This is a genomic window from Polaromonas sp. 39-63-25, assembly GCF_002278925.1.
GTDB lineage: Bacteria > Pseudomonadota > Gammaproteobacteria > Burkholderiales > Burkholderiaceae_C > Polaromonas.
Window position 1 is genome coordinate 61,073 of record NZ_NCJH01000021.1, and the last position, 13,745, is coordinate 74,817.

Consider the following 13,745-nt stretch of genomic DNA (forward strand, 5'->3'; position numbering starts at 1 on the left):
ATCATGAAATTCTCGCGCCATATTGAACGTCACCGTACCGACCGCATCGGCTGGCTGCGCGCGGCTGTGCTGGGGGCCAACGACGGTATTGTGTCCACCGCCAGCCTGGTGGTCGGCGTCGCCGCCGCGCAGTCAAGCCAGGGCAGCATTCTCGTGGCGGGTGTCGCCGGGCTGGTGGCTGGGGCGATGTCGATGGCCGCGGGGGAGTATGTCTCGGTCCACTCGCAGGCCGACACCGAAAAAGCCGATCTTGAGCGTGAACGTGCCGAGCTCGCGCTCGACCCCGCCGCCGAGCAGCGTGAGTTGACCGGCATTTATGTCGCGCGGGGACTGACGCCCGAGCTGGCGCAACAGGTGGCGGTCGCGTTGACGGCGCACGACGCGCTTGGCGCCCATGCCCGGGACGAACTCGGGATTTCGGAGGCGTTCAGCGCGCGGCCGGTTCAGGCCGCACTGGCCTCGGCGGGGAGTTTTGCGGTGGGCGCGGTGTTGCCGCTCGCCGTCGCCGCATGGGCACCCGCACAAGGCCTCATCGCCTGGGTTTGCGCAAGCTCACTGATTTTTCTTGCCCTCCTGGGTGTTGTGGCCGCCCGCGCCGGGGGCGCCGGCGTGCTGGCCAGTGCATGGCGTGTGACCTTCTGGGGCGCGCTCGCGATGGCGATCACGGCCGGTGTGGGCGCATTGTTCGGCGCGGTGGCTTGAAGCCTGCAGGGAAACAAGCCTGGTGTCCCTGAAGCACAGCGTGATATGGACTAATAGAGTCCACAATAAATTGTTGCTTGCTGTCAGAGTTGCAAACGAGGATGCGATTTTGTCAAACGCACTCCGCTGAGCGAATGGGTAAGTTTGGGGTGGGTGGAAAAATTTTCCTGCAAGATTTCTTTGCAAATGCGCCTGCACGACGGCGCTGCGAGTGCCGCACCCTCGGTGTTCAAGAACTTCAGGCCGCGTTCGCATGGCGCTGCGTAAGTGGTCGTATTGCGCGCTCGTGCAAATCAGAGGTGAAACGAAGTCTCTTCTGGCCTAGGTCAACTGAGCGACAGCAGCCGCCTCCCGCAGCAGCCACTCCCGAAACTGCGCCATCGCCGGGGAAACCGACTTTGACTGCAACTGCGTAAGCCAGTAGCTGCCCACGCGCACCTGGAACGCAAAAGGCTGCACAAGTCGATTCACCTGCAGGTCGTGCAGGAACATGCTGCGGGGCAGTAGTGCGATACCGGCGCCCTGCGCAGCGGCTGCCGCCAGCGCCAACGAAGAATCGAGGACCGGGCCGCGCAGTGGCTGGGGGATCGTTCCCGCCCCGGCGGCCTCGAACCAAAGCTTCCACTCATCACTGCGATACGAGCGCAGAAGTGTTTCACCCAACATATCCCGCGGCCCGGAAAGACGTCGCGCGATTGCTGGTGTGCACATGGGCGTCAGAGGAGCCTCGAACAGCGGGTCGGCATGCGTGCCGTGCCACGCGCCTTGCCCGAAGCGGATCGCGAAATCAAGACCTTCACCGGCCAGATCTACCCTGTTGTTATGAGTCATCAGGCGCAGGTCAATGAACGGAAAGTCGCGGTGGAATGTCTCCAGCCGCGGCAGCAGCCACCCCACCGCGAAAGTGGACACGGCCGCCACCGTCACCGGCTCGCGGTAGGCGCCGCCACGGAACTGTTCCAGGATGTTGCCCAGACGCCCGAAGGAATCGGACAACATGGGCAGCAAGGCATGCCCTTCGTCGGTGAGCGCCAGGCCGCGCGGCAGCCGGCGAAACAACGGCACGCCGAGTCGCGCTTCCAGGTTCTTGACCTGCGCACTCACCGCCGCCTGCGTGACGTTCAATTCCAATCCGGCACGCGTGAAGCTAAGGTGTCGTGCAGATACTTCGAATGCGCGCAATGCGTTGAGGGGCAATGTCATGACCCACATTATCTTGGGTCTCCCCCCGAAAAAGATCGTTTGTCGGCCAATAGCTGGATTGATATCGTTGCGTCCCCTTACCAACAACGTTGTTTAAAAATGAACCGACGCGACTTCCATTCACGACTCACCGCCGCCATTGCTGCCGCCGCACTTCCGGGCTGCGCACAGGTCCTACACCAACCTGTGCAGGAGAACCCCTGGCGGGCGATCGAATCCTTGTCCGGAGGCCGGCTGGGCGTGGCCGTGCTGCAAACCGACGGCAGCATCGAAGGCCACAGACTCGACGAGCGCTTTCCCATGTGCAGCACCTTCAAGTGGCTAGCCGCCGCCCACGTTCTGCAACGGGTGGACCGAGGTCTAGAGCGACTGGACCGGCGCATCCCCTACGGCCGCGAGGTGTTGCTGCCCCATTCCCCTGTCACGGAGAAGCACGTAGGCAAAGGCATGACCTTGGGCGAGTTGTGTCACGCGACCATCACGACCAGTGACAACGCCGCCGGCAACCTGGTCTTGGCCGCGGGAGGCGGTCCGCAAGGGCTCACCACCTACGCGCGCAGCTTGGGCGACGGAGTCACCAGGCTGGACCGATGGGAGACCGAACTCAACGAAGCGACGCCCGGCGACCCGCGCGACACGACCTCTCCGCGTGCCATGGCGCATCTGCTCAAAGCGACGCTGCTGGGCGATGCCCTGTCCATGCGCAGTCGTGAGCAGCTCTCGCAGTGGCTTGTGGCGTGCGTGACCAATGGGCAGCGGCTGCGTGCTGACCTGCCGGCGGAATGGCGGATGGGGAGTAAAACAGGTGGCGGCGGCTACGGCTCTACAAACGATGTTGGAATCTTCTGGCCACCTGGCCGGCCGCCAATCTTGGTCACTGCCTACGTCACTAATACGGAAACTTCGCAGGCCGACCGGAACGCAGCCATCGCTGCAGTGGCGCGCCGAGTCACTACTTCGCACGACCCCGCGAAACGGTGAAGAGGAATGTGTGAGAGCCTTGTCCTTGCCTCTGAGTTGAGCAGTTCTTGGCTCGCGCTTGATGTCGCCCTTTTTTTCGGTGCCGCATACAGGCGTTGCTGTTATTGCATCGGGCTGAGGTAACCCAGAGTCGAGGGCAGGCGCGTGTGATTGGTAGAAGGCCACCCAATTCAGCACGGCATCCATGGCCTTCCGTCAGGTGGCGAATTTCTTGCCGTGGGGTGGGTCATGGCGGCTCCTGGAGAAGCTGCATAGCACGCGGCTCGAACCTATTGAATGAGGTTCATTGTGAGTCTTGCTTTCGTTCCATTTTTTGCACAATAATATACAACGTATAATTAAAAGAGCACTCAATGATCACCGCACATGTTTTCATTGCCATCAGTCTGGATGGCTTCATTGCCCGGCAAGATGGCGACATCGACTGGCTATTGCAGCGCGATGATCCGGCCGAGGATCACGGCTACGCAGCCTTCATCGCCGACAAGGACCTGATCGTGATGGGTCGGGGAAGCTATGAGAAGGTTCTGACTCTCGACACATGGCCTTATGACCGACCCGTATTGGTATTGTCTAAACAACTGACGGATGCGCCAGTGCCCGAGGCGCTGAAGGGTAAGGTTCGGTTCTCCAGTCTCACGCCAAAGGACGCAATGGAGAAGCTGGCTGAGCAGAACGTTCGTCGGGTCTATGTCGATGGCGGGCAACTGGTGCAGTCATTCCTGCGCGATGGGCTGGTCGCCGACATGGTGATCACCACTGTTCCCGTGCTGCTTGGGTCGGGAAGGCCGCTGTTCGGCGCGCTGCCCCAAGACATTGATCTGAAGCTCGTATCCAGCCGAAGCTTCCCTTCGGGTCTGGTGCAATCCAGCTATCGGTTGGCCACATGATTCGCCCGCGTGGGCGTCCTGCCCACGGAAAGGGAGTGGCGCGAGACGACATCCTGAACGCCGCGCTGACTCTTCTGGATGAAAGTGGAGGGCGAGGCTTGACGATGCGCGCCCTTGCAACGAGATTGGGCGTCACGCCAATGAGTCTCTATCATTACGTGGGAGACCAGGCCGGGCTGCTGCGGGCGCTGTCGGACCGGGTCTATGCTGAGGTACTGGAGGGCGCGGGCGAGCTGGCGGATCAACGGGCGGAAATTCGAGCGCTGCTCACCCGATATCACCAGGCCGTCGGCCGCCATCCGCAACTGACGCTGGCTATTTTTGCCACGCCGGAAGCCTTTGCCGGTGTGACTCGCCACATCACTGACCGCCTCACCATGCTGCTGGGGAAGATCACGGCCGAGCCCATTCTGTGGCGCGATATTCTGGTTGACCATGCCCATGGCAGCGGCCTGGCACTTACCTCCGTCCGAGGTGAGCAGATGCAGGTCCAAGCCATACAGGTTCAATATCGACAGGCCCTCGACCGTCTGCTGGATCGTTTGGCTGGCCTCTGAAGGGATGGATCGTAATTGATGGTCTGACAAGACCCCCGTGCGTCCTTAGGCAAGTCTTGCTCTGACGCACATGCTCTACGGAAAAGTCTGATCTCCCGCAGGAGTAAAGGCGCGGACTAACTTGCCGCCCTGATACGTTCAATGATGTACTCACTGTTCTTCATGCGTATTTTCTGCATCTGGCTGTAGTCAAGCCGCTTTGAGTGCGGTCGTGACATCTAACGCCACAACCCAGCGGCACCCCGCCAGGTGCGTCCGCTGCAGTGAAATGTTGGGCGTATGTGGCACCATATCGCTAGTCTGTTGCTTGGGGGGCGCCAGGGCTCTTGCTATGGTAGCCCGATTGATCGAAACAGCAGACATGACTCTCGCCTGATGCAAGTAGCCCGCAGGCATTAACTCTATTCAATGATTCGGAACTCCATTACATCTCACCACAGCCTGTTCGATGCCGCGATTGTTGACCTGGACGGCACCCTGGTCGACACCCTCGGTGATTTTGTGGTCGCCCTGAACCGGATGCTGGCCGATCTGTCGCTGCCGCCAGTCGAACGATCCGTGGTCGGAGCGCGGGTGGGCAAGGGCTCGGAGCACTTGATCAGTTCTGTCCTGGACCATGTGCTGAACAGGCCTGCAGCCCTTGATGGACGGGCGCAAACAGCTATCAATAACGAAGCAGTGAAACGGTTGTTCCCGGCTGCCTGGACCAGCTACCAGCGCCACTACCTGGCCATCAACGGCCAGCATGCCAGCGTCTACCCGGGCGTGGAGGAGGGTTTGCAGCTGCTGCAGCGCCAGGGCCTGAAGCTGGCCTGCCTGACCAACAAGCCGACCGCGTTTGCCGTGCCCCTGCTCAAGGCCAAGGGCCTGGACGGTTTTTTCAGTCTGGTGTTCGGCGGCGATTCGTTCGAGCGGAAAAAACCCGACCCCCTGCCGCTACGCAAGACCTGCGAGGCGCTGGGAAGCGCACCCGCACGGACCTTGATGATTGGTGATTCCAGCAACGATGCGCAGGCGGCACGGGCCGCGGGTTGCCCGGTGTTGCTGGTGACTTACGGCTACAACCATGGCCAGCCCGTGCGTGATGTGGACGCCGACGGTTTTGTCGACACGCTTGCTGCGGTGGACCTGGCTGCCCTGAAAACGAAAACGGGGCTTGCGCCCCGTTGAACATCACGGCCGGCGCTGCGCTCAGGCGGGCTTGCCCAGCAGGGCGTCCTTGAGTTTCCAGTCTGCGGGCACGGGGCCGAGCCAGATACGCATCAACGCGTTGAAAAATTCCGGCTCCTTGAAGGGCTCGCCTTGCGGGACTCCCTTGACGGTGATCACGGTGCCGGTGCCGGGCACCCAGTCGATCATGAAGACGTCGCCGGCGACCAGCTTTTTCTGGTCCGAGAAAATCTGCCCCATCTTGATCAGGCCGGGGATCAGCTTGGACATTTCGGTTTTGGGCGCGTTGTCCTGCACCCCCCGCGTGAAGAGCTTGCCGAGTTCGTTGGAATCGATCTCGCGCAGCATGGTGATCTGCATGCGTTTGGCGCCGGGTGCGGCCAGCACCTCTTCCGGGGTGGCGGCTTTTTTGCCGAGGTAGAGGCCGGCGGTGTAGACCTTGAAAACGGCCTTGTAACGCACACCGGCGCCGTTGAGCACCAGCTTGCTGCCGCGCATGTCGATCTGGTCTTCCAGCTTGACACCACCTACCTCCACGGTGGCTGCGGCGGCGCTGAAGGCCAGCAAAAGCGTCATGGCGCCCGCGAGGCACGGTTTCATCCAGGTCATAAGAGGTCTCCAGAAAAAGAACGGTCGTTCGTTAATGAAGGTATTTTGGTCCGGCACCTGGCTACCCACAAGAGGGTTTGCGAGATAAGCATTACTACTAGTTACATTTGCCTGGGGCTGTGGAGGCGCCTGACTTTTCTGCTGTTCTTTTTGTCGGGCTTCGGTGAACTTCGTTTTTCTGCACATGTTCGAGGGGCTGGGCGGCTCTTTCTGACGTTTTCTGTCCGTCTGTCTTTGCTACACTTGGCCTTCCATGTTCATTCATCGCATCATTCAGACAGGTAGCAGCTACCGGGGAGCCTGGCCCTGGCGGGCCTGACAGCTCTCGCATGCCGAGGCCGGCCGCCTCGTTGCCATGCAAGCCTGTTTTGATGCGCTCTTGCCCTCCTGCAACGAGCATCCTTGCCCCGGTTTTCGGGGTGTACTGAATGAAGGTGGCCACGCCGGCGCGCGTGGGTCCACCGGTGAAGGAACTTGCCGTGATCACTGAACTTGAATTCAAAAGCCTTGCGCAGCAGGGCTACAACCGCATTCCGCTGATGGCCGAGGCGTTTGCCGACCTCGAAACCCCGCTGTCCCTGTACCTCAAGCTGGCGCATTCGAGGGACGGCGGCAAATTCAGCTTTCTGCTCGAATCGGTCGTCGGCGGCGAGCGTTTTGGCCGGTACAGCTTCATCGGCCTGCCGGCCCGTACCCTGGTGCGCGCCAGCGGCTTCGGCGCCGACATGCTGACCGAGGTCGTGCGGGACGGCCAGGTGATCGAAACCTCCAAAGCCAACCCGCTCGATTTCATCAGCGACTACCAGAAACGTTTCAAGGTCGCGCTGCGGCCCGGCCTGCCGCGTTTTTGCGGCGGCCTGGCCGGTTATTTCGGCTACGACACGGTGCGTTACATCGAGAAAAAGCTCGAAGCCTCCTGCCCGCCCGATACCCTGGGCTGTCCCGACATCCTGCTGCTGCAGTGCGAAGAGCTGGCGGTGATCGACAACCTCTCGGGCAAGCTCTACCTGATTGTCTATGCCGACCCGACCCTGCCCGAGGCCTACGCGAACGCGAAAAAGCGCGTGCGCGAACTGAAGGAGCAGCTGAAGTACTCGGTCAGCGCCCCGGTGGTCAAGCCGACCCAGGGCTACCCGGCTGAGCGCGACTTTGCGAAAGCCGATTACCTGGCCGCTGTCGAGCGCGCCAAGCGGCTGATCGAGGCCGGCGACTTCATGCAGGTGCAGGTGGGCCAGCGCATCAAGAAGCGCTACACCGAGTCGCCGCTGTCGCTGTACCGCGCGCTGCGTTCGCTCAACCCCAGCCCCTACATGTATTACTACCACTTCGGCGACTTTCACGTTGTGGGCGCGTCGCCGGAAATTCTGGTGCGGCAGGAGAAAACGGACGAAGGTCAGAAGATCACGATCCGTCCGCTGGCCGGCACGCGCCCGCGCGCTTCGTCGCCCGAGCTTGACAAGGCCGTCGAGCAGGAACTGATCAACGACCCGAAAGAACGTGCCGAACACGTGATGCTGATTGACCTGGCGCGCAACGACATCGGCCGCATCGCCAAAACAGGCACGGTCAAGGTGACCGAGGCGTTTTCGGTGGAGCGTTACAGCCACGTGATGCACATCGTCAGCAATGTCGAGGGCGTGTTGCTCGACGGCATGACCAGCATGGACGTGCTCAAGGCGACTTTTCCGGCAGGCACGCTGACCGGTGCGCCCAAGGTGCATGCGATGGAGTTGATTGACCAGCTCGAACCGACCAAACGCGGCCTGTACGGCGGCGCCTGCGGCTACCTCAGTTATGCCGGCGACATGGATGTAGCGATTGCGATTCGCACCGGCGTCATCAAGGACCAGATGCTCTACGTGCAGGCGGCGGCGGGGGTGGTGGCCGATTCGGTGGCCGAACTCGAATGGAAAGAGACCGAGGCCAAGGCGCGCGCCTTATTGCGCGCTTCCGAGCTGGTCGAAGAAGGCCTGGAATAAGGAGCGGATCATGAAATTACTGATGATCGACAACTACGACTCCTTCACCTACAACATCGTCCAGTATTTCGGCGAGCTCGGTGCCGAGGTCGAGGTCTTCCGCAACGACGAGATCACGCTGGAAGGCATCACCGAACGCGCGCCGGACCGGCTGGTGATTTCGCCCGGCCCGTGTTCGCCGGCGGAAGCCGGCATTTCGGTAGCCGCCATCCAGCACTTCGCCGGCAAGCTGCCGATTCTGGGCGTCTGTCTGGGCCACCAGGCGGTGGGCGCCGCCTTTGGCGGCAAGATCGTGCGTGCGCAGCAGCTGATGCACGGCAAGACCAGTGTGATCACCACCACGCAGGAAGGCGTGTTTGCCGGTCTGCCCAGGCAGTTCACCGTCAATCGCTACCACTCGCTGGCGATCGACAAGGCGTCCTGCCCCGAGGTGCTGGCTATCACCGCCTGGACCGACGACGGCGAGATCATGGGCGTGCGCCACAAGGAACTCGCGATCCAGGGCGTGCAGTTTCACCCGGAGTCGATACTGACCGAACACGGCCACGCGATGCTGAAAAACTTCCTCGAGCAGCGCGCCTAGTCACGGCTCTATTTGCTATTAAAAGCGTAGCTGCTTGCGCATATTCCATAAAGACTGGTGCCACATATGATCTCAAAAGTTGACCTGAGAAGCGACACCGTGACGCAGCCCACCGAAGGCATGCGTGCCGCGATGGCCTGTGCGCCGCTGGGTGACGACGTGTTCGGTGACGACCCGAGCGTGAACGCGTTGCAGGACAAGATCGCCGCCATGCTGGGCTTCGAGGCAGCGTTGTTTGTGCCCACCGGCACCCAGAGCAACCTGTGCGCGATTCTGGCTCACTGCCAGCGCGGCGACGAGTACATCGTTGGCCAGATGCAGCACTGCTACCGCTGGGAAGGCGGCGGTGCGGCGGTGCTGGGCAGCGTGCAGCCGCAGCCGCTGAACCACCAGGCCGACGGCACGCTGGCCCTGGCCGACATCGAGGCCGCGGTCAAGCCGGACGACCCGCATTTCGCCCGCAGCCGCCTGCTGGCGCTGGAAAACACGCTGGGCGGCAAGCTGCTGCCCATGGCTTACATCGAACAGGCAACCGCGCTGGCGCGTCGCCAGGGGCTGGCCCGGCACCTGGACGGCGCGCGGCTGTTCAATGCGGCGGTGGCCCAGGCGGCGCTGCTTGGCACCGAGGCGCGGGCAGAAGCCCGGCGTATCGCCGGCTGCTTCGACTCGGTGTCCGTCTGTTTCAGCAAGGGCCTGGGCGCGCCGGTCGGCTCGGCGCTGTGCGGCTCGGCCGAATTCATCGCCCGCGCCCGGCGCATCCGCAAGATGGCCGGCGGCGCCATGCGCCAGGCCGGCGGACTGGCGGCCGCGGCATCGTATGCGCTGGACCACCACATCGCCCGCTTGGCCGACGACCATGCGCTGGCAACCCGGCTGGCCGACGGGCTGGCTGGCCTGGACGGCCTGCAGGTCGAGGCGCCGCAGACCAACATTCTGTTTGTGGACTTGGTCGGCGGCGCGCGCGACCGCTCCGAGGCCTTGCTGCGACACCTCGCCGGCGAAGGCATCCAGGCCACCGGCCTGTATCGCCTGCGTTTTGTCACCCACCTCGATGTGGATGCGGCCGGCGTGGACCGGGCGATTGCGGCGATTCGCGGCTTCTTCAGCAACTGAGGGGCCATCCATGGCGACCGGACAACTGCTGCTTTTCATCGCTGCCGGCGTGTTGCTGAACCTGACGCCCGGCCCCGATGTGCTCTACATCGTGACCCATGCCCTGCGCCGTGGCGCGCGTGCCGGTATGGTGGCGGCGCTGGGCATTACTGCGGGCTGTTTTGTGCACATCATTGCGGCGGCGCTCGGCGTCAGCGCCTTGCTGGCCGCCTCGACCACGGCTTTCAGCGTGCTCAAGTGGGCCGGCGCCGCCTACCTGGTGTATGTCGGCATCCGCCTGTTGACCAGCCAGGGCGCTGAATTTGCTATCAATTCAGAAGCTGTTGACGACCGGTCGGTAAGGGCTGGAGGCATAAAAGGCATATTTTTTCAGGGTTTCTGGACAAATGTGCTGAACCCCAAGGTGGCGCTGTTTTTCCTCGCCTTTGTGCCGCAGTTCATTGCGCCCGCTGTGGGCAACAAGCCGCTGGCGTTTTTGCTGCTGGGCCTGCTGTTCAACTTCAACGGGTTATGGGTCAACATCGGCTGGGCGCTTGCCGCGGCCTGGCTGGCGCGGCGCGCCGGGGCTTTGCAGCGCGGGCTGTTTTGGCTGGACCGGGTGGCCGGCGTCATGTTCATTGGATTTGGCATCAAGCTGGCCCTGACCGACAATCCTTCCGACTAACTCCAGAGACAAGACAAGAGCACGACCATGCCCATGAGCAACAAAATCACGCCCCAGGAAGCGCTGCAGCGCACGATTGAACACCGCGAAATCTTCCACGACGAGATGCTGCACGTCATGCGGATGATCATGAGCGGGGATATGTCTCCGGTCATGATGGCCGCGCTGATCACCGGCCTGCGCGTGAAGAAGGAAACCATCGGCGAAATCACCGCGGCGGCGCAGGTGATGCGCGAGTTTTCCACCAAGGTCCATGTGGCCGACAAGACGCACCTTGTTGACATCGTCGGCACCGGCGGCGACGGCTCGCACACCTTCAACATCTCGACCTGCTCGATGTTTGTCGCCGCGGCGGCCGGCGCCAAGGTCAGCAAACATGGCGGGCGCAGCGTCAGCAGCAAGTCCGGCAGCGCCGACGTGCTCGAAGCCCTGGGCATCAACATCAACCTGAAGCCCGACGCGATTGCCCAATGCATCGCGGACGTCGGCGTCGGCTTCATGTTTGCACCCAACCATCACCCGGCGATGAAAAACGTCGCCCCGGTGCGCAAGGAGCTCGGCGTGCGCACCATCTTCAACATCCTCGGGCCGCTGACGAATCCGGCCGACGCGCCCAACATCCTGATGGGTGTGTTCCACCCCGATCTGGTCGGCATCCAGGTGCGCGCGTTGCAGCGCCTGGGCGCCGAACATGCGCTGGTGGTCTACGGCAAGGACGGCATGGACGAGGTCTCACTGGGTGCGGCCACGGTGGTCGGCGAACTCAAGGGCGGCGAAATCACCGAGTACGAAATCCATCCCGAGGACTACGGCCTGGCCATGGCCAGCAACCGCACGCTGCGCGTGGAAACGCCGGAGCAGTCGATGGCGATGCTCAGGAGCGTGCTCGACGACGAGCCCGGCGCGGCGCGCGACATCGTCATCCTCAACGCCGGCGCCGCCCTGTACGCGGCCAATGTGGCCGAATCCATGCTGGCCGGCATTGCGCTGGCCCGTAAGGCCATCACTTCCGGCGCCGCCAAAGGCAAGCTGGCGCAGCTTGTTTCCACCTCCCAAGCCCTGGCGACCTGAACCATGTCCGATATCCTGAACAAGATTGTGGCCGTCAAGCGCGAAGAAGTCGCCACGGCGATCAAGCGCAAACCTTTGGCCGCGATGCGTTTTGACGCCGAGTCGCGCGTGCTGACGCGTGATTTTGTCGGCGCCCTGCGCGCCAAAATCAGCGCCGGCAAGCCCGCAGTGATTGCGGAAATCAAGAAAGCCAGTCCCTCCAAGGGGGTACTGCGCACCGACTTCATTCCGGCGGACATTGCCCAAAGTTATGCGGAGCAAGGTGCGGCGTGTTTGTCGGTGCTCACTGACAAGGATTTTTTCCAGGGCAGCATCGATTACCTGAAGCAGGCGCGGGCCTCCTGCAGCCTGCCGGTGCTGCGCAAGGACTTCATCATTGACCCCTACCAGGTCTACGAGTCGCGCGTCATGGGCGCCGATTGCATCCTGCTGATCGCCGCCTGTCTGGACGACGCGCAGATGAAGGCGCTGGAGGCGCTGGCCCTGTCGCTGGACATGGCGGTGCTGGTGGAGGTGCACGACCGCGCCGAGCTGGACCGCGCGCTCAAGCTCAGGACGCCGCTGCTGGGCATCAACAACCGCAACCTGCAGACCTTCGAGGTGTCGCTGGACACCACGCTGGGTCTGGTCAAGGACGTGCCGGACGACCGCCTGCTGGTGACGGAATCCGGCATCACGACCGCGGCCGACGTGGCGCGCCTGCGCGAGGCCAAAGTCAACGCTTTCCTGGTCGGCGAGGCTTTCATGCGCGCCGAAGACCCCGGTGTGGCGCTGGCGGGCCTGTTTCCGGATGCTACTGATTAAGTAGCTGCTCACGTCCATGCCACAAGGACTGCAGGCCGATCTGGCCTTTGACAACCTGCCCAAGCCGCTGCCGGAGGGTATTGGCCACGGCCGGCATCTGACGCGCTGGAATCCGGCTGACTGGCCGCTGGCGGCCGATTGGGCGCCGGAAGTCGGTCATTTCCTGGCCGGCAAAACCGGCCAGCAACTGGGCGCATTCATCGAGCAGCGGCTGGCGCAGGGGGCCGTCATTTACCCGCCGCAGCCCTTCCGGGCCCTGGCGCTGACGCCGCTGGCCGATGTCGAGGTCGTGATCCTGGGTCAGGACCCCTACCATGGCCCGGGGCAGGCTCAGGGGCTGGCTTTTTCGGTCCCCGACGGCGTGAAACCCCCGCCCAGCCTGCGCAACATCTTCAAGGAGCTGGCGCGTGATCCGGCGGTGGCGCCGGAGGCGCACAGCGGCGGCTCGCTGGAACGCTGGGCCAGCCAGGGGGTGTTGCTGCTCAACACCAGCCTGACGGTGGAAGAAGGCCAGGCCGCCAGCCATGCCAGACAGGGCTGGGAAGAGCTGACCGACCAGCTGATCGCCGCGGTGGCGGCCAAACCCGAGCCGGTGGTGTTCATGCTTTGGGGCGCCCACGCGCAGACCAAACAGGCGCTGATTCCGGCCCGGCACCTGGTGCTGACGGCCAATCATCCCTCGCCCCTGTCGGCTTTGCGGCCCCCCAAACCCTTCATCGGCTGCGGGCATTTCAGCGCCGCCAACGACTTTTTGCGAAGCCATGGCCGCCGGCCGGTCAGGTGGTAAGCACTTGTTGTTCTGGATTGCCGGATGTCAAATTTCCATGGCATAATCTGAGGTTCGCCAAAGGAGAGGTGGCCGAGTGGTTAATGGCAGCAGACTGTAAATCTGCCCTCTAACGAGTACGCTGGTTCGAATCCAGCCCTCTCCACCAGCGATAAATTTTGATAGGCAGGCTTGGCCTGGATGGTTGGTAAGCCGTGTTTCGGGGTTGTCTTGATGTGAAAAGGCGGTCGATGCGGGAGTAGTTCAATGGTAGAACCCTAGCCTTCCAAGCTAATGACGCGGGTTCGATTCCCGTCTCCCGCTCCATCACAACAAGCGCTGGTTTTGTATTTGGCAGGTAAGCAGAGTTTTTGAATTTGGCCCATTTGGCTCAGTGGCAGAGCACTCCCTTGGTAAGGGAGAGGTCCCGGGTCCGATTCCCGGAATGGGCACCATTTCATGGGTGCGTGGTCGGCACAGTGTGTCGGCATGGCTGGTGGGGTGGCAGTGGTGTGACAAATTTCGTAAGTAAATCCTTAAGGTATTTGGAGTCGAAAAATGGCAAAAGGCAAATTTGAGCGGACCAAACCGCACGTCAACGTAGGCACGATTGGGCACGTTGACCATGGCAAGACCACGCTGACGGCAGCGAT

The 13,745-nt window shown here is 62.4% G+C and carries 15 protein-coding genes and 3 tRNA genes; 16 read left to right on the forward strand and 2 right to left on the reverse strand.

The window, feature by feature from the left end:
• Positions 1-3: 3 nt before the first annotated feature.
• Positions 4-702, forward strand: a complete 699-nt coding sequence (locus tag B7X65_RS19700; protein WP_293595989.1) for a VIT family protein — start codon at positions 4-6, stop codon at positions 700-702.
• Between the two features lie 321 nt (positions 703-1,023).
• Here B7X65_RS19700 and B7X65_RS19705 read toward each other — a convergent pair whose 3' ends face one another.
• Complete coding sequence (locus B7X65_RS19705; RefSeq protein WP_293595990.1) at positions 1,024-1,905, reverse strand: LysR family transcriptional regulator; 882 nt, start codon at positions 1,903-1,905, stop codon at positions 1,024-1,026.
• 99 nt (positions 1,906-2,004) lie between these two features.
• On the opposite strand from B7X65_RS19705, the gene bla reads away from it, so the two are divergent.
• The 4 genes from bla to gph all read left to right on the forward strand — a co-directional run bounded on the left by bla (position 2,005) and on the right by gph (position 5,503).
• Positions 2,005-2,886 carry a class A beta-lactamase gene (gene bla, locus B7X65_RS19710; protein ID WP_293595991.1) on the forward strand — a complete coding sequence of 294 codons (882 nt, stop codon included), beginning with the start codon at positions 2,005-2,007 and terminating at the stop codon, positions 2,884-2,886.
• A 353-nt stretch (positions 2,887-3,239) separates the two neighbouring features.
• The gene (locus tag B7X65_RS19715) at positions 3,240-3,776 is read left to right on the forward strand and encodes a dihydrofolate reductase family protein (protein WP_293595992.1); all 537 of its coding nucleotides are present in this window, start codon (positions 3,240-3,242) and stop codon (positions 3,774-3,776) included.
• A 35-nt stretch (positions 3,777-3,811) separates the two neighbouring features.
• Positions 3,812-4,333, forward strand: a complete 522-nt coding sequence (locus tag B7X65_RS19720; protein ID WP_293595993.1) for a TetR/AcrR family transcriptional regulator — start codon at positions 3,812-3,814, stop codon at positions 4,331-4,333.
• Positions 4,334-4,741: 408 nt separating this feature from the next.
• A complete protein-coding gene (gph, locus tag B7X65_RS19725) occupies positions 4,742-5,503 on the forward strand; it encodes a phosphoglycolate phosphatase (protein ID WP_293595994.1) in 762 nt (253 codons plus the stop codon).
• 21 nt (positions 5,504-5,524) lie between these two features.
• Here gph and B7X65_RS19730 read toward each other — a convergent pair whose 3' ends face one another.
• Positions 5,525-6,112 carry a chalcone isomerase family protein gene (locus tag B7X65_RS19730; protein WP_293595995.1) on the reverse strand — a complete coding sequence of 196 codons (588 nt, stop codon included), beginning with the start codon at positions 6,110-6,112 and terminating at the stop codon, positions 5,525-5,527.
• A gap of 479 nt (positions 6,113-6,591) precedes the next feature.
• Here B7X65_RS19730 and trpE point away from each other — a divergent pair, with 479 nt between their 5' ends.
• The 11 genes from trpE to B7X65_RS19785 all read left to right on the forward strand — a co-directional run.
• Positions 6,592-8,091 (forward strand): anthranilate synthase component I, encoded by a 1,500-nt coding sequence (trpE, locus tag B7X65_RS19735; RefSeq protein ID WP_293595996.1) that lies wholly within the window; start codon positions 6,592-6,594, stop codon positions 8,089-8,091.
• A 10-nt stretch (positions 8,092-8,101) separates the two neighbouring features.
• Entirely contained in the window at positions 8,102-8,674 is a 573-nt protein-coding gene (locus B7X65_RS19740) for an aminodeoxychorismate/anthranilate synthase component II (RefSeq protein ID WP_293595997.1), read from the forward strand.
• 66 nt (positions 8,675-8,740) lie between these two features.
• Entirely contained in the window at positions 8,741-9,787 is a 1,047-nt protein-coding gene (ltaE, locus tag B7X65_RS19745; RefSeq protein WP_293595998.1) for a low-specificity L-threonine aldolase, read from the forward strand.
• Between the two features lie 10 nt (positions 9,788-9,797).
• Entirely contained in the window at positions 9,798-10,451 is a 654-nt protein-coding gene (locus B7X65_RS19750; protein WP_293595999.1) for a LysE family translocator, read from the forward strand.
• Between the two features lie 27 nt (positions 10,452-10,478).
• Positions 10,479-11,522, forward strand: a complete 1,044-nt coding sequence (gene trpD, locus B7X65_RS19755; protein WP_293596000.1) for an anthranilate phosphoribosyltransferase — start codon at positions 10,479-10,481, stop codon at positions 11,520-11,522.
• 3 nt (positions 11,523-11,525) lie between these two features.
• A complete protein-coding gene (trpC, locus tag B7X65_RS19760) occupies positions 11,526-12,326 on the forward strand; it encodes an indole-3-glycerol phosphate synthase TrpC (protein ID WP_293596001.1) in 801 nt (266 codons plus the stop codon).
• 16 nt (positions 12,327-12,342) lie between these two features.
• Complete coding sequence (locus tag B7X65_RS19765; RefSeq protein ID WP_293596002.1) at positions 12,343-13,113, forward strand: uracil-DNA glycosylase; 771 nt, start codon at positions 12,343-12,345, stop codon at positions 13,111-13,113.
• Positions 13,114-13,175: 62 nt separating this feature from the next.
• Positions 13,176-13,261: transfer RNA gene (locus B7X65_RS19770), tRNA-Tyr, on the forward strand.
• Between the two features lie 84 nt (positions 13,262-13,345).
• Positions 13,346-13,419: transfer RNA gene (locus B7X65_RS19775), tRNA-Gly, on the forward strand.
• Between the two features lie 53 nt (positions 13,420-13,472).
• Positions 13,473-13,547: transfer RNA gene (locus tag B7X65_RS19780), tRNA-Thr, on the forward strand.
• 103 nt (positions 13,548-13,650) lie between these two features.
• Positions 13,651-13,745: GTP-binding protein (locus B7X65_RS19785; protein WP_005434227.1), on the forward strand; the 95-nt coding region annotated here is incomplete at its 3' end.